This window comes from Shewanella sp. MEBiC00475 (assembly GCF_005234075.1).
Taxonomy (GTDB): Bacteria; Pseudomonadota; Gammaproteobacteria; order Enterobacterales; family Shewanellaceae; genus Shewanella; species Shewanella polaris.
In genome coordinates, this window is record NZ_CP039928.1 from 852,773 (window position 1) to 873,972 (window position 21,200).

Annotated in this window: 12 protein-coding genes; all 12 read right to left on the minus strand. The window is 38.4% G+C overall.

Annotated elements, in window-relative coordinates; translation table 11 throughout:
* Positions 1 to 2: 2 nt before the first annotated feature.
* The 12 genes from FCN25_RS03700 to FCN25_RS03755 all read right to left on the minus strand — a co-directional run bounded on the left by FCN25_RS03700 (position 3) and on the right by FCN25_RS03755 (position 20,957).
* Positions 3 to 2,021, minus strand: a complete 2,019-nt coding sequence (locus FCN25_RS03700; protein WP_137222068.1) for a rhamnan synthesis F family protein — start codon at positions 2,019 to 2,021, stop codon at positions 3 to 5.
* Positions 2,021 to 3,088 carry an HAD family hydrolase gene (locus tag FCN25_RS03705; protein ID WP_254693720.1) on the minus strand — a complete coding sequence of 356 codons (1,068 nt, stop codon included), beginning with the start codon at positions 3,086 to 3,088 and terminating at the stop codon, positions 2,021 to 2,023. Before FCN25_RS03705 ends, FCN25_RS03700 begins: the two co-directional genes overlap by 1 nt.
* Positions 3,089 to 3,469: 381 nt before the next feature.
* Positions 3,470 to 4,270, minus strand: a complete 801-nt coding sequence (locus FCN25_RS21230; protein WP_137222070.1) for a CatB-related O-acetyltransferase — start codon at positions 4,268 to 4,270, stop codon at positions 3,470 to 3,472.
* A gap of 21 nt (positions 4,271 to 4,291) precedes the next feature.
* Positions 4,292 to 5,308, minus strand: a complete 1,017-nt coding sequence (locus FCN25_RS03715; RefSeq protein WP_137222072.1) for a hypothetical protein — start codon at positions 5,306 to 5,308, stop codon at positions 4,292 to 4,294.
* Entirely contained in the window at positions 5,305 to 6,498 is a 1,194-nt protein-coding gene (locus FCN25_RS03720; protein WP_137222074.1) for a sulfotransferase, read from the minus strand. The genes FCN25_RS03715 and FCN25_RS03720 overlap by 4 nt, the downstream gene beginning before the upstream one ends.
* Before the next feature lies 1 nt (position 6,499).
* The gene (locus FCN25_RS03725; RefSeq protein WP_137222076.1) at positions 6,500 to 7,729 is read right to left on the minus strand and encodes a glycosyltransferase family 4 protein; all 1,230 of its coding nucleotides are present in this window, start codon (positions 7,727 to 7,729) and stop codon (positions 6,500 to 6,502) included.
* Positions 7,722 to 9,482, minus strand: coding sequence for a glycosyltransferase family 2 protein (locus tag FCN25_RS03730; RefSeq protein ID WP_137222078.1), 1,761 nt, complete (start codon positions 9,480 to 9,482; stop codon positions 7,722 to 7,724). Before FCN25_RS03730 ends, FCN25_RS03725 begins: the two co-directional genes overlap by 8 nt.
* Before the next feature lie 115 nt (positions 9,483 to 9,597).
* On the minus strand, positions 9,598 to 10,578 hold the full coding sequence (locus FCN25_RS03735; protein WP_137222080.1) for a DUF563 domain-containing protein: 981 nt from the start codon (positions 10,576 to 10,578) through the stop codon (positions 9,598 to 9,600).
* Positions 10,579 to 10,626: 48 nt separating this feature from the next.
* Positions 10,627 to 12,555 carry a hypothetical protein gene (locus FCN25_RS03740; protein WP_137222082.1) on the minus strand — a complete coding sequence of 643 codons (1,929 nt, stop codon included), beginning with the start codon at positions 12,553 to 12,555 and terminating at the stop codon, positions 10,627 to 10,629.
* A 149-nt stretch (positions 12,556 to 12,704) separates the two neighbouring features.
* Positions 12,705 to 13,931 (minus strand): RNA-guided endonuclease TnpB family protein, encoded by a 1,227-nt coding sequence (locus FCN25_RS03745; RefSeq protein ID WP_137222084.1) that lies wholly within the window; start codon positions 13,929 to 13,931, stop codon positions 12,705 to 12,707.
* 239 nt (positions 13,932 to 14,170) lie between these two features.
* Positions 14,171 to 17,104, minus strand: a complete 2,934-nt coding sequence (locus FCN25_RS03750; protein ID WP_137222086.1) for a hypothetical protein — start codon at positions 17,102 to 17,104, stop codon at positions 14,171 to 14,173.
* A 151-nt stretch (positions 17,105 to 17,255) separates the two neighbouring features.
* A complete protein-coding gene (locus FCN25_RS03755) occupies positions 17,256 to 20,957 on the minus strand; it encodes a leucine-rich repeat domain-containing protein (protein WP_137222088.1) in 3,702 nt (1,233 codons plus the stop codon).
* Between the last annotated feature and the right edge of the window lie 243 nt (positions 20,958 to 21,200).

A 21,200-nucleotide genomic window follows, 5' to 3' on the forward strand; every position in this document is an offset into this window, starting at 1 on the left:
ACTTACTCACCTAAAAACGGAAAACGGCCAAAATCACTGACCAACGGACCCCATTTAAGGATCTGTTTTTCATTTAAACTTAGGTCACCAACAAACGGATTTTTCCAACCTGCAGCATGCCATTTATCTAACGGATTTAATATGTGCATGTTTTGTAGACCAAAATCACCTGGTATTTGTGCATCTGCAACCGCATTATCACCCACATGAATAAAGGTTTTACCTTTAGTTAATCCGTCTTTGATGTGTGGCCATAATGTGCCACTGTCTTTACGTTTACCTAAGTCACTCGACACAAGTAACTCATAGCCCACACTGGCGCCTACTTTGGCAAGCATGAGAGAGACTTGATCGAGCGTATAATAAGTGTCAGACGCTACCGTTATACGCTTACCTTTTAGCAGTAGCTCATTAAATATGTCTACCATTTCATCTTTGGGTTCAATCATTGCCAAATCGTAAGCAAACTCTTGGTCGGCAAACTGACTTGATTGAGATTCAGACCAACCAAGTTGGCTGCCCAATAGAGTATAGGTTTCAAAAATATTCACATCGCCAACAAAACTTTTTGCTTTACGTACCTCAAACTCCGCTTTATTGCGTTGAAGTACAAATTCGTGAGCATCATTAACTAAGCCTTGCGCAACTAATGATTTACCGAGTAATAACTTGGCATAATCTGGTACAAAGTAACGTCTACGCACTAAAGTATCGAATACATCAAAACTAATATGGTCAAAACCACTTAATTGATTGCGTATCCCTTCTTGAGTATTAACATACTGAGCAAGAATAAAACTGTCGTCGTGGGTAAATTGGCCTGTTGTTGGGTAATAAAATAGCTGTTGATAACCATTTTTTTCAGCTAGCAAGCCTAACATCCGCTCTAAAGCATGTAACTCAGAACCATCATTAGGCAAAGGCTCTGCAGGAAAGTCATCGTATTGATGATTTTTATTTAACAATTGTTTTAGTGCATCAGGTCTTGCCCAAAACATGCCGCCTGCAGGGTATGCTAAAAAGTCTTCTGTGAGTTCAATGCCCCATTCTTTTGCCATTTTTTGCGCATGGGGTTTATTTTTAAGCCAATGGTTAACCCAGTTTGGCATCATCCAGAATGAAGTTGGGTAATAAATCCCTGTTTTAGGCGAATCTCGAAAATGATTTAACACTTGCTTAATCACATGCTGATCATTAAGTAGGTACTCACCTAAGTAATCTGCCCATTGAGTTTGAGCTCGGCCAGAATACAACGACTTTTTAGAGTGCATATGGCAAAACAAGTCGTAGGTCTGTAGCTCTTGTGCAAACTCAACCAGCATAGGACCGAAATTACGACCATGATTAGGTACAACCTTAACCTTAACCTGGTTTACTTTAGTACATGCAGCAAATTGCTGTTGTGCCTTTTCGACTAAGTCGTCACTACTCACGCTCACAAACACGTCAACAGACTGTGGGAATTTTTCTAATGCTTTGCAGTAGTAGTCGATAAATTCGCCATAAAAAACATGGAAACACATCGCTATTTTATGTTGTGTTGCTTCACCATCCGCTGTGGTTGCGATTGCTTTTGGGTGCCATTTTGGCGTTGCCGGTGGCGACATACGCCCCTCAGCTTTACCATGCCTAATATAATGAACTAACGCCTGCTCACCCTGTAAATATATGTCCGTGTTGCACTTGTAATACAACTCTGTATCAAACGCGGAGCTTGGGTTCACACACGAAAATGCTCCTTTAGTTAAATAATCTTCAAAGGCTTCTTGCTCACAACTAAAGACTCGGCACTGATTAGCGCTGTACCAGCCGTAATCGAATAACCCTTGTGCTTTTGCTTGATTAAGTAAATATTCAATATCGCCTTGTGAATAACCTTTTTTGTCGCTATTGAGTTTAGCGTAAGCTCGCGCACGAAGTCGTCTATCAAAGCTCTTTGCAACACGAAATAGAAAGGGCTGCTGTTTAACAAAGTTAAATAATGCTGGCATTTTAGTTTTAACGAACTGTTTATTAATCATTATGCTAAACCAAAAAATTGAAGGGCATTAACAGTGCCATTGCCGGTGACATCGTCGTCGATATCAAAAATATGTCTCACTGAACGAGGCACCATATTTGCCTTGCTTAAGTAGCTGGTAAAGAGCATTTCAAGCTCTTCTACTTCGAAACAAATATTATAAGTGGCGGCATGTTCACAATAATGAAGTACCCCTTTCATGACTTGTTCAAGCTCATGAAAATAACGTTGTGAAGCGACTTTTCGACCATAGTAAAAATCAAACTGATTAGCGTCAAAAGTGTTTAATCGAATGCCTCTAAACTGGCCAAAAGGAGCAGTAAGAAGTGATTCCAAAAACATTGAGCGATCAAGCGGCAAGTAGCCATCGCCTAATTTAACGTTTTCTTTTAAATAACCGTGCATTACCGCTTGCTGATTTTCTATAACATGTTCACCAGGGTTCGAAGCAATTAAATAGTGTCCGTGGGTATTTTTGTTTAACAAAATACCCAATAAAGATTGGATAGTGCCAGAATAGCCTACATCGACTAAATGCAATGTATCTTGTTGCATAACACCTAATGTATCTAAGTAACGAAGATAGGCTTGCTTACTCGGTGTAATGACTTCTTCAATTCGAGCCGAATGTTGATTAAGTACCTCGATAATTTTCTTTTTATCGTCAGGTAAATACACTAATTCTTGAGTAGTTTCGTCATCGAAAATTTGCTTTATCTGAGCGTCGGACAATAAAAAACGAGTCCGAATTAAGTCATAAAAAGCGCCGCTAAAGGTGCTTTTTAGTGAATAAGCATAACTGCGGTTATCACTCGAGAGAATTTTAAATAAGAAGGCTCTAGACACTAGTAGGTAGTGGCTATCACGCTGTAAATTGGCACCGTTTAGGTATGACTGGTATGCTTTTTCTAACCAATAACCTTCTCTGGCGAGAAAATATAGTGGCTTATCTTCAGGCACATGATTAACTAAGTTTTGCGAAAAATAACTCAGTAATGGCCCCAGAAAAGTTGTCCCAAAGGACGAAAATCGTGCTTCATGCACTTCCGATTCGATTATATTTGCCATTTCTTTAACTAATACCATGATGTTTATAATGAAAAATACTGACGAGAATATAACAACTATCACGCAGACAATGGCTTCAATCCCTGAATTTAAACCGCTAGTTTAAGTGGCGTACGCCATTTAGTAAACCAGTAAAAGGCACTTCACCAAAATCAGCCTTACAAAAATTTTTATGCGCAATCGATTATCGCAGGTGTTTTGGTATTAAAGGTTTTCAATTCGCAATTTGTACTCTTGGTGCTTTCTTTTTATTAAGGGGCCCTTAGGTCGAGCATTATGAGCTAAAGACATCAAATAATATGCAAGTTTGATATCAGTACTCTCGAAAGAGATTGCTAAGTCACGACAGATACCCACCTCATGTTCGCTTACAAGATCTGACTATATAATCGAAAAATACTCTTCATTACTCACTTTCTGTTCAAAAAGTGATAATAAAAAAACATCGAACACCGCAGGCTCAAAGGGAGTTATGGCGTCTGCTTTAATTTTTGTTTGAAGGGTTCTAATAAAAAAGTCAATATCGTTACTATAATTATCTAAATCCCAAAAACCAAATTGCCACCATTTTAATTCAAGTAGTTTTTCTATGATGTCTTTATCGAAGCGATATCGAATAATTCTAGCTGGTACGCCACCAACGATGGCATAAGGAGGGATATCTTTCGTTACGAGTGCATTAGAACCTACAACAGCACCATCACCAATAGTGATTCCTCTAGCAAGCGTTACATCAGCACCAATCCAGACGTCATTACCGATGACGACATTACGAATAGATTCATTAACATGATTGGAGCGGATCTTATAGTCACTGTTCTTATGTTCAGTCAATGCTTGAGAGACAATAATTGAATTAGCATCATATGAAACAGAGGATGTAGTAAATCTATCTATAGGGTGATTTATACCCTGAATGTTAAGTCCTTCTGCGATACTGCAATATCGACCTATTGTTAATTGAACAACAAAAGGTAATGGAAGCACACTATTACAGTATGAGAATGATCCCATAGAGTGTAGATTGAAACCTGCATTAAAAGCAGTATAGGGTTCAATCTTGCAATTGTTGTGGATAACTAAAGTATCACCGTATTTTAAACGCTTGTTGCCTAGATAGTTGAAGTGAATCTTACTGTCATTTAATACTTTTTCAATATGGCTATTAACTCGAATTTTCATAAAATAAATCTCTGCAACACTCTAAATAGAATTTTTATACTTAAAAAAAGCATAAATAAGCTGCATAAAATCAACTTGAGTTAAATAGGGCGTTGTCATTGACTCTCGAAATGGAGTTTCTTTCGGTTTATCAATAAATAAACTCTCACGACCTAGCCCATATTCCAAACACAATTGACGGTTAGACTCTGCATAAAATGCGACCACTTCGTCATGCTGAGCTTGTGTCATTAAACGTGCGCGTTGAGGTTGTAACTCGCTGTCAATTAGGTGCTGCGCAAAGGTCATAAAATCGAGACGTTCTTGTCCAGTGATATGTTTCATGCGTGCATTTGCTAAACGAGCAAATTCAAGCATTGGGTTGCTCCACTTTTCGTTTAATTTTTCTTGTGAAAAATTAAATGATGATGTGTCTGTTACACCTAAAACCGCTAAAAAGGATAATCGAATATCATCGCCAATTGATGATTTTTCATAAGGAATGATTTTGAGTGCTTTTTTGCCAAAAAATTCGCTCCATAAGTCAATGAGTTTTTTGTAATCGTAACGTAATGGTTGTGATTGATATTGCTCCATCACTTTAGGAAATACTTTCGGGCTACCTGCTTTTATTTCTGTTGAATATGACGATTCAATGTAATCCGCTTGAGGTCGCAAATAAATAATTATTTCGGGTTCAATATCATGCTGCTTAAAAAAGTCGCTCATAAAAGTCAGCGCCTTAGTCCTTAACCGAGAACTAAAATGCTCCGCACTAATCACAATGGTTTTACTTGGATGCGCTTTAATACACTCAGCTAACTTGTCCCATAAATGTAATGAAGTATTGTTAACAGGTGCAAGAAACTCCATATATTTACCATTATTATCAAGCGGGTGTAATGCATTCACTAAATCGAAATGAGCATCTTTACGCTGACCGATATGAGGATACAAGACACCCTGAGCCAATAATGCTTGTCTATTTTGACTCATAAAATGCTGAATGCTTGTCGTGCCTGTTTTTTCAGTACCGATGTGAAGCACTAATCGAGTCATACAGACTGCTCCACTTCATCATCTGTGACGGTTAGATAATAGCTTTGATCATAACTGTAATGTTGTAATGCCATTTCTTTTGTGCAGACCTCTTTAAATAATGCGATATGGGCTTCTGACCAGCCAAATTCATCAAGGGATTTAGTCTTTGTTTGAATTGCTGAGGTTTGTTCGGGTCTATCGTCGGATGCAAGTTGCTTTAAAAACACCTTTTTTTCTCGTGGGATAAACGCTAACAAATTAGCGACACGCTCTACAACACTTGATGGTGCTGTTGCCATGTCAAATTGATCGACCTCAATAAACCACTGGTTATGTTTTAATAGTTTATTAATTTTTTGTTTACTATTGCGCCACGCCACAAAAGACTGACGCCACTGTTTGATGTGTTGTTCAAAGGCGACTTTAGGAAACTTAATGATTCTTGATTGCACATTCTCCATTGCTCGTCGCTTACAAAAAATCACTTTTGCATGCGGCCAAGCCATCATCGCCAGAGGTAAACTGTCAAGCATGGGGATCCCCGGAGTCTTATCAAGAAGAACCTCATCCCCATAGTAAAGACGGTAAATTTGCCTTAGTGATGTTAACTGTTGGGCAATAATGACGGTTTTGGGAATGGCGTTGACAAGATTCCCTGCTATTGATGCGGTTTTAGACTGCTGAAAAAAAGCGTCTGCAGTCGTTAGCATTCTATTCACGCCTTCAACGACATGCGATTCACCATGGGCTGTTGACCGTAATGCCTTTCTGCATGCCTTGCCTAATGCAGAAGTTCCTGAGCGTGGTGACCCAACAACTAAAACCACCCTTTGAGGCAAAGTAACTGGTTGAATAACACCTTCCAATAAGATGACCTTATCTAGTTTGCTGTTCTGGCTTTCAACTTCAGCAACAATCGAAAAGTGAGCATCTTCAACTAAATCAGCTTGTTCAACATTGATATTAAATCGATATACCCCCTGTTGTGGGGTCAATGTCAGTTGTTGGTGAAGTTTAGGTGCAAGCTTGTACTCAATGGCAGCTGTCAACTCTTCGCCCAACAAGTTAATTGCGGAAATCGAAGTAATATTACCTTTAACAACAACACGCCCTTGGATAGCCAACTCAGGCTTGTCCAATATTCCAATACTCGGAGTGGCAATGCTAACTACATCGTCTATGGATGTAGTAATAAAATAACTAAACATATTATACGCTTATCAAACTATTGATTTGTATGTAACTTTCAGGCAAAGACAACGGCTTAGTAATATTGCTCGCTAATTGAGGTTGCAATGCTTTGTCAGATAAAATAGCCATAAAAGTATCAGCTAAAGATACTGCGCTACGAGCTCTAAAATGCAGTCCTGTCACGTTATGTTGTATTTTCTCCGCCATACCGCCAATATCACTCACAATAACAGGCTTACCATGGCTCAATGCCTCTTGAATCACCATAGGTGAGTTTTCCCACCACGTAGAAGGCACTACCACCCAACTGACAGCACCTAAAATACGGCCCAATTCATGAGGTTCATAAGCGCCATGCATCCTAACAACATGGGTAAGCTTTTTGAGTTGTTTTGATATCTTCTTTTGAAAATCGCTTTCTTGAGTACTAAAATTTGCGCCATGTATATCAATATAAAGCTGTTGTTGAGCTTCGTCTGGTAATAGCTCTAACGCATCAAGCAAAACATCGATACCTTTAAACGGGTTAATTTGACCTATATAAGCAATACGCACTTGCTTATCGGTCACATTGACACTAGGTATAATATCGATGGACGGCTGACCATTTTCAACCACGTGGATTTTGGTGCTGTCAATTCCCCAATCAATATAGCGATCACGCAGAAATGCAGACGGTGCAATAAAACAGTCAACCCAATTAAAGCATTGCTGTATGTATTGCTTACGCAGAAAAAAGTCACCCGGTGATTTGTCAGGAAAACATTGATTACACTCTCGAGTGCCAGATTCGAAACATAACTTTTTATCATTACCTTTTTTGACCATTAGGCCGGAGTTATGACAAATGGCATAGTATTCATGAAGGGTAAGAACAAGCTTAACATCAGGTAAAATTTGTTTGATTATTTTCATCATTTCTATGCCTAGTAGGAAATAATGATGACAATAAATTACCTCAGGAGATAACTGAGTCAGTAAATCAGCGAAATCACCCCATAAGTGGCGCGTTTTAATGTTCGAGAATAAAAAGAAATCGTCATGAGTGGTGTGAAATAAGATCTCTCTTTCATTTTTAATCGTCGAAAATGCTGCTCCACCATGGGGGGTTATTGCTGTACGAGCTAAAAAATAGGCATCATCGCCTTGTGACAGGCATTGCTGAAAGAATTGATATGCAGCTTGCTCCCCCCCACCTTTGTTGAATTCAGGATGGCCATGGGCAATTACTAATACTTTTTTATGCATAATGTTGTTTAACCTTATCGATTGCCTGGCCCCATTTGATTTTTTGATATAACCCATTGAGTAATGTTAGTTTATATTTCCAGTCACCACTGTCGACTAAGTTTTGCGATAAGCGTTCTAAATGAAATAGTGACTCTTCGGTATCTAAATAGATTTTTTTATGTTGGTCGTATACTTTTAAACACAAATCTGAGTCCTCAAAATCACCCAGAATATAACGCGTATCAAACCCACCGACAGATTCATAAAGCGACCGTTCAATCAGCATGCAAGCACCTGTAACTAATTCAACAGCCTTTGTGTCATCACTGGCTACTAACTTAGCAGGCATGCCCTTATGAGGATGATAATTCATCCAAATACCGGGGTAATATGCGTCTTGCTGAAAGTGCATACCAATATGCTGAAGTGTATTGTCTTCATAAACAAGTTTTGTGCCTAAAATGCCTACATCTTCCAATTTGTCATATTTGTTGACTAATCGCGATAACCAACCATGGCTAGAGGGTAATACATCAGAGTTTAACGCAAGTATAAAGCGACCTTGAGCTTGGCTGGCACCTAGATTATTTGCACCAGCGAAACCAAGGTTTTTACCGGCGTAAACTGTTTTAAATGGCATAGTAAAGGTATTAAATACACCACTGCAAGCTATGGTAAATTCGCGCGCTATTTTAGGGTCATCAAGCACATAGATAATTTCATGCTTTGCCATATCAGGATCTTGTGAGAAGGCCAACAACTGATGTTGAACAAAATCGTAGCGACCGTATATTGGAATAATTAATGAAACCACAGGTTGTTTCGTTTGCTCACCATATTCACAAACTTGCGGAGTTAATCCATCCATAATAGCTTCAGCTTGCCAAATATCGGACACATGTCTCAATATTGCAGGTTGTCCACCACTAAAAAAATCATCACGATGAACATCAACCAAACCCAAATAGGTTTTTAATAACGCTGATTTAGACAAAGGCACTGAATGTAATGACACAGACGCTGTAATACTCTCAAAACCATCAATATCAATCGATAAGGTTGTAGCATTAAAACCGTCAGGTAATCGACAAACACTGACAAAACCGGCAGCTATGTCCATAGACAAGTTAAGTTTTTCATTTAAATCATGACGAACAAAACGAAAACACTCAGTTACAGAAAATGCCTGGCCTTGTGGATCGGTTACAACAATGTTGTTTAAGGCTTGTTCGGTAAGCGCCCACCCCTTGAAATAAAGCAAATTACCATCGGTGACGAGACAATCATCAAAATAAAAGTCAATTTGTGGTTTACCATTATCGGATTGAGGAATCATTACAGCTGTATCACTATTATCAGATACATAAAACGCTTCCACACTCTCAACAAAAGCATCTTTATTATCACCTAATGCTGCAAAAATAATATCTGAATTATTTAAAAGCTTAGGGGTTAATGACTTCATATCAACGGCAACACCATCGACAGAAATAGATAAGTTTTGAAAATCACTTTCATCAGTAACAAAACATTGTACAAAGCCGATAGCAATTTTATCAGCACCAAGTCCGAGTGCATCGATAACATCTGGGCGAGGAATACTTTGCCATTGTTGCTCTGTAATGTCCGATGTTGAATCACTAACAACTAATAAAGGCTGCACGTTAGCAGTGACTAGCCAACCAGAGAGGCTCCATACGCGCCCTGTTTGCGCAACAAAATCCACATGAAATATTACGTCATTGAGTGCTGTAGTTAGTTGTTCTGACACTTAACATTCCTTTTATTTAATTTCTTATTCATTGACGACGGATGGCGAAAAAACGGCCCAATTTTTATCCACACTTATTTACATCATCAAATATCGAGTTGAGTAAAATGCTGGCTTAGCGGCTTATATTTTGCCTTAACCATTTTTTTACGTGCGGGATATCATAGCGAGTAATTAATTTATCTTTGTTGATAACTTCACCCACAAATGGCAATACTAAACCGGTTAAATGGGCTAACGCATCACATATTTTTTGATTACTTTTAATGCTATTAGGTTGACGTACACCACATAAATTTATAACTGTTCCGCCTGGAGGCATAAAAACACAGTTGTGCAATCCAGAACCTTCCATGCCGGCCAAAACATGAGTATGGGATAATAACGCTAATTGCTCAGGAAAACTAAGCTCTTGAGGATGGATAACAATAAAGCCATGGCTAATAAATACCTTTTCTATTGCAGCCTCGTTGAGCACTTTACGCTTACGTTTTAATAATTTAGAACGAGACACATAAATGCGCAATGACTCATCTTGTTTACTCGGTATATAAAAATCGCTGATTCTCCTGTAGATATCAATATAGTCTATATGGGCTTTATTTAATATAAAAAACTGAGGGTTAGGAACATCAAGCCATTCAAATTGCGTTGCTATATTAATGATTGAGACACTGTGGGCTTTAACCCCAAAAGGAGCAAAAAAAAATTGTGAGAATGGTGAAACACCCTGAGTTTGTCTTGGTATGACAAACTCATTGAATACTACACCATCATATTTATTTTCAGTATAAGCCCACAGGCGAGCTAATGTTTCGAGCAAGAAATGGCCATAGTGTTCAGTGTAAAACCCCAAATACAAATAACGTCCCTTTAAAAAATTCTGCACCTGAATATTGCTGAGCATGACTGGTGACAATTGAGGGAATGCCTGCACACCTTTATGTTCAGGGTGTTGACGAAGTGCATTGCCAACTAAACAACCACTTTCATCATACACGCCACCAGTAAATGTTTTATTGACACGATCAACCTCCGTAGGCACCACTATGCCATTAGGGTATGTCATTACAGTCAGTTCAAACTTTTCAATCACACGAAATCCTTTCAATGCTTTACATATAAGCTAATCATTTTCATTCAACTATGGCTTAAAGCGGACAAATAGTGCTTCTTTGGGATTAATATCAACAGTACCTTTAAGCTTGAAAAGCTTATCATTAATAGTATGGATTCGTCTCGAAGATATATCGGATATTGCAACTGAAACTCGCTGAGAAAAAGGATTAGCAATAACGAGTCCGTATTCAAATTCTCTATACACAAGCTCTGCGTTCGATTTGATGTCTAAGTTTGACATGGTCAAGGTTTCAGCATCAGAGGTAATGTGTATTGTATTGCTTCCTGCTGCCAACTTTTTGAAATAAAAACGCGCTTTAAAATCTTCGTCTCCTGTCCAAGTCATATTTTTTTGAGCTCGTTTTTTACTAGGTGTTAGTGCCATATAACTAACTCGATTGGGCTTAAAGTCAGATTTGGGATTTGACTTAACATTCATAGTAACTACAACATCAGAAGCTTCAGGAAGCGTAAAGCGAATATGACCAAAACTTTGACCATGATGTTGCTTTAATATAGTAGACTCGGTTTGCTTAACCACTGTATCTAAAGGATTAACAATAATGGCCTTAATGCTCGTTGCTGAACCTACAGGGAAATATTTCACATCTGAAACGGCTTTGCCTAACCAAGAGCGATAGTGTTTTTTACCGTCTGTGAACTCAGACCAATTATCGAGTTTTTTACCCAGAGGACGGTATGCTGGAGCAATAGTTGCGTCCATGAATAACGCAGCAGCGACTCGTAAGCGTCGAGCATTTTCACTTGGAGCTTTCGAACCTCCATTTTTTTGTGGTAACTCACCTATTTTAATATAACTAAAACTTGGCGAGTAACTATGCTCATTCCAGTAAAGATGGCGGTTCATTCCGCTCGACCAGGTCTCTATTTCCGGATCCCAATGGCTTGGCCATGTCTCACTTTCTATACCATTTAAAATGCCAAATGCACGTTGCTGATTGGGTTCGTTTCCATCGGCAAGAATCAACTTACCATCACCAAGGTTATTACGTAAACTTGCCAAAAAACGTTCTACGCCGTGGCTGTATTGTTGTTGAAAAACACGATCTTCATCGGATGCTTTTCCATCAAAATTGTAATCAATTGGTGTTTGACGAGAATGATGTTTCAGCCCGCGAATATCCGCTAACACATCAAATTCGACACCATCAAACACACTTAACGACTTACCTTTACCAAGGTATTGCAGTAAATTATTGGTTAATCGAATAGGCATGCCACCATCATTGGCAATATTAGTAAAATTGTAACGCCAAAGCGCTTGCTGGCTGCCTGGCGCTATAGCCGGTTGAGAAACATGGGCAACAAGATAAGCTTTTCCCATTTTATGGCTAGTTGACTTAGAACCAAACAATCCACGTTTTACATTAATGATGTTATTCTTATCAATGCTAACAAGCTTTACCTGCTCAGCATTTCGCCAGTCCAAGTCCCCACTATCTTTTAAAGGGACAAGTGCAAGATCATCAGCATCTCTAAATACATTACTGTCAACCACAGAAAACCGTGTATCAGATGCGGTTATGGGGCTGGTTGAATGCGTTCCTACAAAATAAGTCCAGTCTTCGGCCTTAAATGCGTCAAAATCAAAGTTAGGATCTCTTGCATTACCGTTAAAGTGGAGCAGCATCAATTTGGATGGATTATCTTTTTTATATTGAATAAATTTACGCTGAGCTTCTTTAGAACGGCCTGGAATTTCTTCATCTAATGCTTTGACAACCATACCATCAAGCTTAGACCAACGTTTCGCCCATTTCTGGTAACTTATATTAGGATTTGCGGCACTGTTTTCTGCATTACGAAAGTAAATCGCTTTGGGGTATTGCTCGTTAAAAACAGTTAAAGCTGGAGTGTCTGACAATGCACCGAGAGAAACTAACAGCAAAAAAATTGCAACTGCGAAAGTATAAATATTCAATGATTTTTTCATTATTTTCTTCCTGAAATAGGCTCCATTGATACATATACCAACTATTGGGCATTCTAACTCAATCGATAATTTTTTTCATGTAACGGTGAATTACCCCGCGACTTAGCTTCGCTCTGATCACGGGGCTTTTGCAATCTAGCTTTTAACGACTAAGCTGCTTCTTTTTTCTCAGTTCCCACACCAAACTTTGATAGCTCAAAGACTTTCGTTTTAGTAGATGATTTCTTCTGAGATTTGGGGATTACCCTGGTGACTCTCCCAGTCGCCATTAAATCATTTTCGCCTGTGTTCTCAATAGACTTAGCTGCCGCTAAATCTCTGCACTGGACTAAACCGCAGCTTTCGCAGGCAAATTCTCGCACGCTAAGGCCAAACTTGTGCGGGTGTTTGCATTCATAACAAATGCCTGACGATTTCACATAACGACCTATTTCATGGTAAATACCGCCATTCAATTCAACTTTGTATTGAGTCTGCGAAGTGATCATACCCATCACATTATCGTTCACCATATGGCCGTTAAATTGCTGCATACCTTTCACGTTTAAATCCTCAAACACTATGATATCACTGGCCTTGGCTATCGAACATGATACTTCGTGAGCGAACGCTAGGCGTTGGCGTGAGATTTTTCCGTGAAGTGTATTTAAGCGAGATTTGGTTTTATGCCAGCGATTTGAGCCCTTTTCCCTTCGACTCAACTGGACTTGAATTTGCTTTAGCTTTGTTGATGAACATTTAAAAGCTTTTGGGTTTTTAACGTACCAACCGTTCGAACCTACTACCGTATGTTGGCTGTTGATGTCGTAGCCTACAATTGAATGCAAGACCCGCTTCGCGGTCTTACAGTCAACCTCTTGGGTGAGTGATACATTCCATTTACCATGTGATAGTTGGACAGTAACCGTCTTGATTTCACTGACTAATTTACGGTGTAAAACAATCGGTACTTTGCCAATTTTCGGAATGCTGACCGCTCCATTTTCGATGCGGATACAGTTCGAGTTATTCACACACCTAAAGCTGTCATTGTGCAGTTTTTTCTGTTTAAAACTGACTTTAAACGTCGGGAATTTTTGCAACCGACTCTTAGAAAAAGAGTTTTTCAAAGCCATATCCAGATCTCTTGCCACTTGCTGTGCAGCCGCAGAATCAAAAGATTTTAACCAAGAGAACTCTTCGAATACCTTTAACTCTTTAATTAATTTTGCCATTTCTGGATAGAAAAAAAACGTTTTGTCGTACCTATAACGACGCAGATTTTCTGACAATAATAAGTTCCACAACCCACGAGCATACGAGCCAAACTCAATAAGTTTGGCTTCCTGCTCTGGCGTTGGTTTTATCCTAAAATTGTATCTGAGCGTCTTTTTCATATACTGTATAGACTACTGTACAGCCTGATGTTGTCAAGTGGAATACCAAACTAATTCACACTGTAAGCATCTCATTGTGCAGCACTTCCGTTGATACGATCCGTCAATATATTCAAGAGCAAGGTCAGTTTATCGATTCATCCCCGCGACTTTCGCTACGCTCGGATCACGGGGTTTTCTCGACAGATAAAAAAACCTCAAATACATGAGGTTTTTTTAAGTTTGATATCAACCAATGATCAATTTAACGTCTGACTATTGATCAAGGATAAATCAGCACCTTTTAAGCTAGTTAGCACTATACCTCCACTATCTTGGTTGGTACCACTTATCACCACATCATCAGAACCATCATTATCAATATCATAATGCTCAAGTGATAACCCTTTCCAGTTTCCTGGCAGTGTATATCGTCCGTATTCGGTTGTTGTTTGACCATCTTTAACAATCAACTGTACCGTACGATTGGTTTTGGTATATCCCAACAAACCAAATTCACTAAAGCCATCGTTATTCAAATCTCCAAGCTCTTTCACCTGAATATCTTCCCAACTTGCTGGCCAGCTAATATTTACGATACGTTCATTAGCTAAACGCCCATCGTTTATGCGCACAAATACTTTGCCGCTATCGGGGTTAACACCAAACAATGCCACCTCACGAATACCATCTTCTGTTCTATCAGCAACAAGTAATGGCTTAACTTCAACTAAATCATTTGGCCAACTAAAAACCCGAATAACGCCGCGTTTATCATGACCCTTTTTAACCACCCACTGATAACGACCATCGTCTTTACGTTGTCCAAATTGGCCCCAGTCAATTGTGCCATCACCATCTACGTCATCCATTTCAAGTAATTGAATATCAGACCATAACTTGTTCCAGTTATATACATCTATTTTACTGTTCGCATTTGCACCGTCATAGACAAATAACTGACCTTTATCTAACCGACTATGGCGACCATAAAGTGAAACTTCAGGTATACCATCGAACGTTACATCGCTCATGGTCACAAACTGAGGACTGTCCCATAAATTAGGCCATTTAAAAGTTTGATGAGTTGCTTTAGTTACACCGTTTTTAACCACTAATTGTCGTGTACCATTGACTAAATGCACACCGCTAATAGCATATTCTTGTATACCATCAACGGTTAAATCAGCTAATGCTTGAAATTTCACTTCACCCAAGGTTGCAGGCCAATTCCACAAACCTATTCGTTCACCACTTTTACCATTATGAACGATAAGCTGGTATCGATTAGCCAACGAATCAAAACCGAAAATACCAATTTCATTCACAGCATCGTTATCACGGTCGTCTAATAAGAATATTTTTGCAAAATCAAATGAATGCATAATTGAATATTGATTAATAGCAGCTAGGTTACTACCGCTTAACAATTTGATTTCGACACTCGAGCTAAGTCGAATGATTTCTATCCAATCAGTTGTATTATCTCCATTTACATCACTAAATAGTTGAACAGAAAAATTCGAATCTGGTTTACTGCTAGGATCTAATGGATCTGTTCCTGCGGCAACTTCTTGTTTATCATCGACGCCGTCACCATCAGAATCAGAATTATGAATATCGGTACCAAGACTAATTTCTTTTGCATTTGTTAGCCCATCACCATCAAAGTCAGCTTCACCATCTTCAGTATTGTTAGGATCGAGTCCTAAGTTGATCTCAACCTCGTCTGTTATGCCATCATCATCCCAATCATGTTCAATCACTTCATAGAAATTAACTCTTGGTTTACGGAATAAACTAAAATGACGATCTTCAGGTAAAGGGCCATACCAAAACTCATCTAAGCGTTCAATCCACTCTAGAACGTAAATACGCTTACCCACTCTTTTTATGGGTAACCAATGACGCTTTTGAAAAATTAAGCATGTCAGTTCATTCGCAATGGGGTCACATTGGTAAAAGTCGTAACCTTCAAACAAATCAGTACGAGAACTTAGAGTTATTTTTCCGACTTCATCCTGTTCCCAATAAGTCTCGTTAAATCCTCTATTAAGCAGACTTGCATAGCTGTCTATGACGCGATAAGCAAGTCCATTATTTAATAATCTAAACCCAAATAATTCATCAGAGCCCGATCCACCGGTTTCAGTTAAATCATTATGTTTTGTGGTAATAAAAGAGTTAACCAATACGGTATTTTGCAGATCATCAAAATTGGCATTTTGATCCCAATTAATACCAAGAGAAACATTCGCAAAATAACCACTTTTAGGGCCTTGACCAAGCGCAAGATAACTAAAGCTGTCTTGTTGTTGATCGAGTGACAAGAAAGAGACTAAGTAGTCTTCATCTACACCATCGCTATTCGGCTGTTTATACGTCAGGGTTAATGCCTTATCGGGCGTCACTGACCATTGCCCTGAAATGGATGAAAAATATGTTGAAAACTGACCATCTGGGTCAAAAGAGACAATATCTTCAAAACTCGTTAACGCCGAAGAACTTAACCCTAAAGTAAAAGATTGACCAGATAACATAGCTGAACTGAATCCGGCACTTTGTTGTTTAAGGTAATTAACATCAATGAATGTTGATTGATGTTCATCAGAAAGTGTTACTTTTGGGCTAGCATCAACACTTCCCCACAATAATGAACGCTCTGCATCATCTGATAAGAAATATTCTTGATACTCTTCAATATAAAAAGTATCTGATTTATCTTTATTTTCAATTAATTGCCATTGCTGATAACTTGGTCTAATCTCAACGCTAATCCATTGCTCATTAGAGTTTTGCTTAAAAAAATCAATAGAAGCTTGATCGACTAAATTTAAAGCAAGTAACTCTTCAAGTTGAAGATAACTAAGGGTAATAGGATTCTTCTTAGGAAGTAACGTCATCACACTATTAGCAATAGACCATTGATATTCTATTTTCCCTGTCTCATCCAATGTAAAAGCGGTTCCATTAGCTTCTATTTTAAAATAAGAGTCTGCTGCCCCAGTTATGATATTAGGCTCATCAAGAACACCATAAAAGTCAGATATATATTCATCAGAAATATCTTCGATAGTAAAAGCTAATCCTGTATTTGTTATATCAAATTCAATATTATTTTCAAGTGAGGATGAAATTGCTGGAAAAGTGGTTGCTAATAGCGTTGTTATTAAACACAAAAGTCGTATATTCAATTTTGATACCTCATCCTAAGGAAGGTGCTACATTAATTTAAATTGCCCAGACTTTACTCTACCTGCTCCTGTACGGCAACAAATAACAAACAAATATCCAACAAAAAAGCCTCAGCAAATAATCTACTGAGGCTTGCTTAATAGTAATTTATTAGTTTAATGATTGACTAACAACAACAGCTAGATCTCCACCACTTAAACCAGTTAACACTTTCGCTCTAGTTGTTTGATTAATACCACTAATAACCACATCATCAGAACCATCATTATCAATATCATAATGCGCTAATGACAAGCCCTCCCATTGGCCCGATAAGGTATAACGTCCGTATTCTGCAGTCGTTTGACCATCTCTTACAATCAACTGTACCGTACGATTCGTCTTGGTATAACCCAACAAACCAAATTCACTAAAGCCATCGTTATTCAAATCTCCAAGCTCTTTCACCTGAATATCTTCCCAACTTGCTGGCCAACTAATGTTAGCGATGCGCTGATTAGCTAAGCGACCATCATTGATGCGCACAAACACTTTTTCGTTATCTGGACTGGTACCTAATACCGCAACGTCACGTATACCATCGCCAGTTCGGTCTGCCACCAACATTGGGGTTACATCCACGACATCATTTGGCCAACTGAAAACCCGAATAACACCGCGCTTATCACTGCCTTTTTTTACCACCCACTGATATCGACCATCATCTTTACGTTGTCCAAATTGGCCCCAGTCAATCGTACCGTCGCCGTCTATGTCATCCATTTCAAGTAATTGAATGTCGGACCATAACTTGTTCCAGTTATATACATCTATTTTACTGTTGGCATTTACACCGTCATAGACAAATAACTGACCTTTATCTAACCGACTATGGCGACCATAAAGCGCAACTTCTGGCACACCATCGAACGTCACATCGCTCATGATCACAAACTGCGACTTATCCCATAAATTAGGCCATTTAAACGTTTGATAGGTCGATTTAGATACGCCGTCTTTAACCACTAACTGTTGGGTACCATTGACTAAATGCACACCGCTAATGGCATATTCTTGTATACCGTCACCGGTTAAATCAGTTAAAGCTTGAAACTTAACCTCACCCAGGGTTGCAGGCCAATTCCATACATCAAGCTTGGTTCCAGTTAAACCCGAGTGAACTTGTAATTGGTAACGATTTACACTGGCGTCAAAACCAAACACTCCAACCTCATTGATCCCATCGGCATCACGATCATCAAGTAATATAGTTGAGGGATTCTCAAATGAATTATCAATCACATAATTTGCTAGAGCGTTATAACGATTACCACTGAGCAAGGTAACCTCAACCCGATTTGAGTGAGTGGTATACTTAATCCAGTCAGCCACACCATCTTGGTTAACATCACTAAATAATGCTGAGGTACTTAATGAACCAACCTGAATATATTTATTAAAAGGATCACTTCCGTTAACAACTTCAGTACCATCAACAACGCCATCACCGTCTGAGTCAGGATTGTTAACCTCGGTACCTAAGGTTATCTCTACTGCATTGTTTAACCCATCATTGTCGTTATCAAACTCGGCATCTAAAGGGTTTGAAGGATCTAATCCATATTCAACCTCTACCGCATTGGCTAATCCGTCACCATCATAATCTTCGTTTTCATGGCTTTCATCGCAATAAGTTGGTAACCAAGCAACACCAAAGCGCTGTGCGGCATAATTAACCTGCCAACAAGGAATTAATTCGTTACCAATTAGACTAAGTCCATTAACAGAGTCTTGAATAGTAAAAATAGGAGTTATATCGAGAAGGTTATTGTAATCGAGAGAAATGACTCCCAATGAGCGTAAATTAGCAAGACCACTAATATCACTTATTTGATTGTTTCTCGCCGAAAAAACACCTAACTCTAGCGTGTTAATGTTAACCGGCACTGACTTGATTTGATTATTATTGATATAAAGATCTGTCAAAGATGTATTCTGAGAAATCCCAGATAAATCACTAATTAGATTTGTACTAGCATCTAAATAAGAAAGTGCACCCAACCCACTTAACACATCAATATCAGCAATACGATTGTTATTTATTCTTAGCACCTCTAAGAATGGTTTAGCTGCTAACATTGAAATATTATTGATCTGATTATTACTTAAATTAACATTTTCTAACTTCTCCAGCGATTCAATACCAGATAAATCAGAAAAGCCAATGTTACTTAAATCTAATATTCTTAACGCTTGCATTCCTTCTAATTCACGAATTCTAGTAATATAATTACCAGACAAATCTAAGAAAAATACATTATAAAAATATTCTAAACCCGATAAACTAGTAATCCCCCAATAACCACAATAAACTTCTTCAAGCATTCCGGCATATTTAGGAATCCCATTATAATAATTCAAATTTTGAGTTATGCAGTTTTTTAATCGATTGTCGCTAATCAACTCTAAAGCTGTATCAATAGTCGTTAAATCTGGGGTTGAATGGAAAAATTCTTCAAGTTCAAACCTAACTGCATTCAATGCATAAACTGCATCAGCACCATTCAATGGATCATCTCGATCGATACCGCAAGGTAATCCATTACAATCTAAATTAGGACTTGAAAACTTATATACTTTACCTGCTGCAAATACACCTTCATAAGCCATAACTGTAGTAAAGTTTCCATCTAGACCGTACCCCAACCCAAATGGAAACGTAGCCCCCTCTCCCTCTTGACGACGAGAATGCATGAGCCCCATATTATGCCCAAGTTCATGAGCCATGACATAATCACCACAATCGATACTTGTGTGGCTATACATTAGGTCACGAGAGTTACTTACACTCCCATTCGAACCATTTGCCCAAGCAATACCACATGCATAGTCACCATCTACATACGGGCGAAGCAATATAACCATGTCGGCACCAAGTTCATACCGACGAGAAGGGATATCATCAAAAACTGTATTGTTTTGAAAGCTAATGTCATTTAACGCTATGTCAGAATAAACATTATCTGAATAATCAACCTCTTCAATAGCAACGGCATTAGTATGAATAAATACACCACTGTCGACATAAATTTGATTTGTCACTGAAATAAGGTGATATATACGGGTTAGCGGGTCATCAGAATAAAGCGTGTTAACACCAGGGGTGTACAAGATTAATACATCAATTTCAGCCATAGTTTGATCATCAGATTGGATGATTGTTGATTTCGAAACTTGTTTTAACTCCACATCACCCAACTGTTGCAAGTGAGCTTCACTTAGAGCAGGCTTAATCTCACTACTATTAGATGTTTTATTTTGTTGAACTTGAGCTTCAATCTGTTTTTTTATTGCTTGTTGACGTTTAAATTCTTCACTGTCTTGAGGGCGCAAAAAGTCCTTTTTATCTTTGTCTATTACATCATCTAATACAGCTTCTTTTAACAAACGTCCAGAAATTTTACTTCCAGACGCAACATAGGTTCCAGACGGTGTTACTGCGCGAGCAAAAAAGCTTTTATCACTGAATGTAATGATTACAGGTAAAGGTTCACCCGCATCGTCAATAATGGCATGCCAAGTTTTACTACCATTTGGATGAATTTCTACTTTGGATAATGTCGCGCTATAACTTTGGCTATCTATTGGTAACAAAATTTTATCGCCAGATGATACGTTAGCTAAACTAGCCCTGTTGAATGTAACAACTTCGCCTTGGTAATAAAGTTGCTGAATTCGAGACAGCGATTGTTGCTTAACCCTAGCAGATTCGGTTTGCATTTGATTTGAAGGACTAACATGCCACAGTGCTGTTGATGCATGGGCGGGTAACAGAAATAAAAAGAGAAACACTGCAACAAATAGTTTAATCATACTAAATCCTTTTAATATTCAGGCTTTAAAATTTTTCAAAAATTGCAATAAAGCAAATATGCTTTCTTTGCCAACTTCATATCCATTGACCAACGTAAATACATTATAATTAACTGTATACACGCAAGTAAAGTGACACTAAAGCGTTTTCTATCTTATCCAAACCGTTAATTTATACCAGCTTTATGAGACATTATTTTCACATCTAAAATGAAAATAAAAAAGAGCCACATTAAATGCGGC

Coding starts and splice junctions, on each gene's coding strand:
- FCN25_RS03700 (WP_137222068.1), bottom strand. CDS start 2,021: ATGATTAATAAACAGTTCGTTAAAACTAAAATGCCAGCATTATTTAAC.
- FCN25_RS03705 (WP_254693720.1), bottom strand. CDS start 3,088: ATGGCAAATATAATCGAATCGGAAGTGCATGAAGCACGATTTTCGTCC.
- FCN25_RS21230 (WP_137222070.1), bottom strand. CDS start 4,270: ATGAAAATTCGAGTTAATAGCCATATTGAAAAAGTATTAAATGACAGT.
- FCN25_RS03715 (WP_137222072.1), bottom strand. CDS start 5,308: ATGACTCGATTAGTGCTTCACATCGGTACTGAAAAAACAGGCACGACA.
- FCN25_RS03720 (WP_137222074.1), bottom strand. CDS start 6,498: ATGTTTAGTTATTTTATTACTACATCCATAGACGATGTAGTTAGCATT.
- FCN25_RS03725 (WP_137222076.1), bottom strand. CDS start 7,729: ATGCATAAAAAAGTATTAGTAATTGCCCATGGCCATCCTGAATTCAAC.
- FCN25_RS03740 (WP_137222082.1), bottom strand. CDS start 12,555: ATGAAAAAATCATTGAATATTTATACTTTCGCAGTTGCAATTTTTTTG.
- FCN25_RS03745 (WP_137222084.1), bottom strand. CDS start 13,931: ATGAAAAAGACGCTCAGATACAATTTTAGGATAAAACCAACGCCAGAG.
- FCN25_RS03755 (WP_137222088.1), bottom strand. CDS start 20,957: ATGATTAAACTATTTGTTGCAGTGTTTCTCTTTTTATTTCTGTTACCC.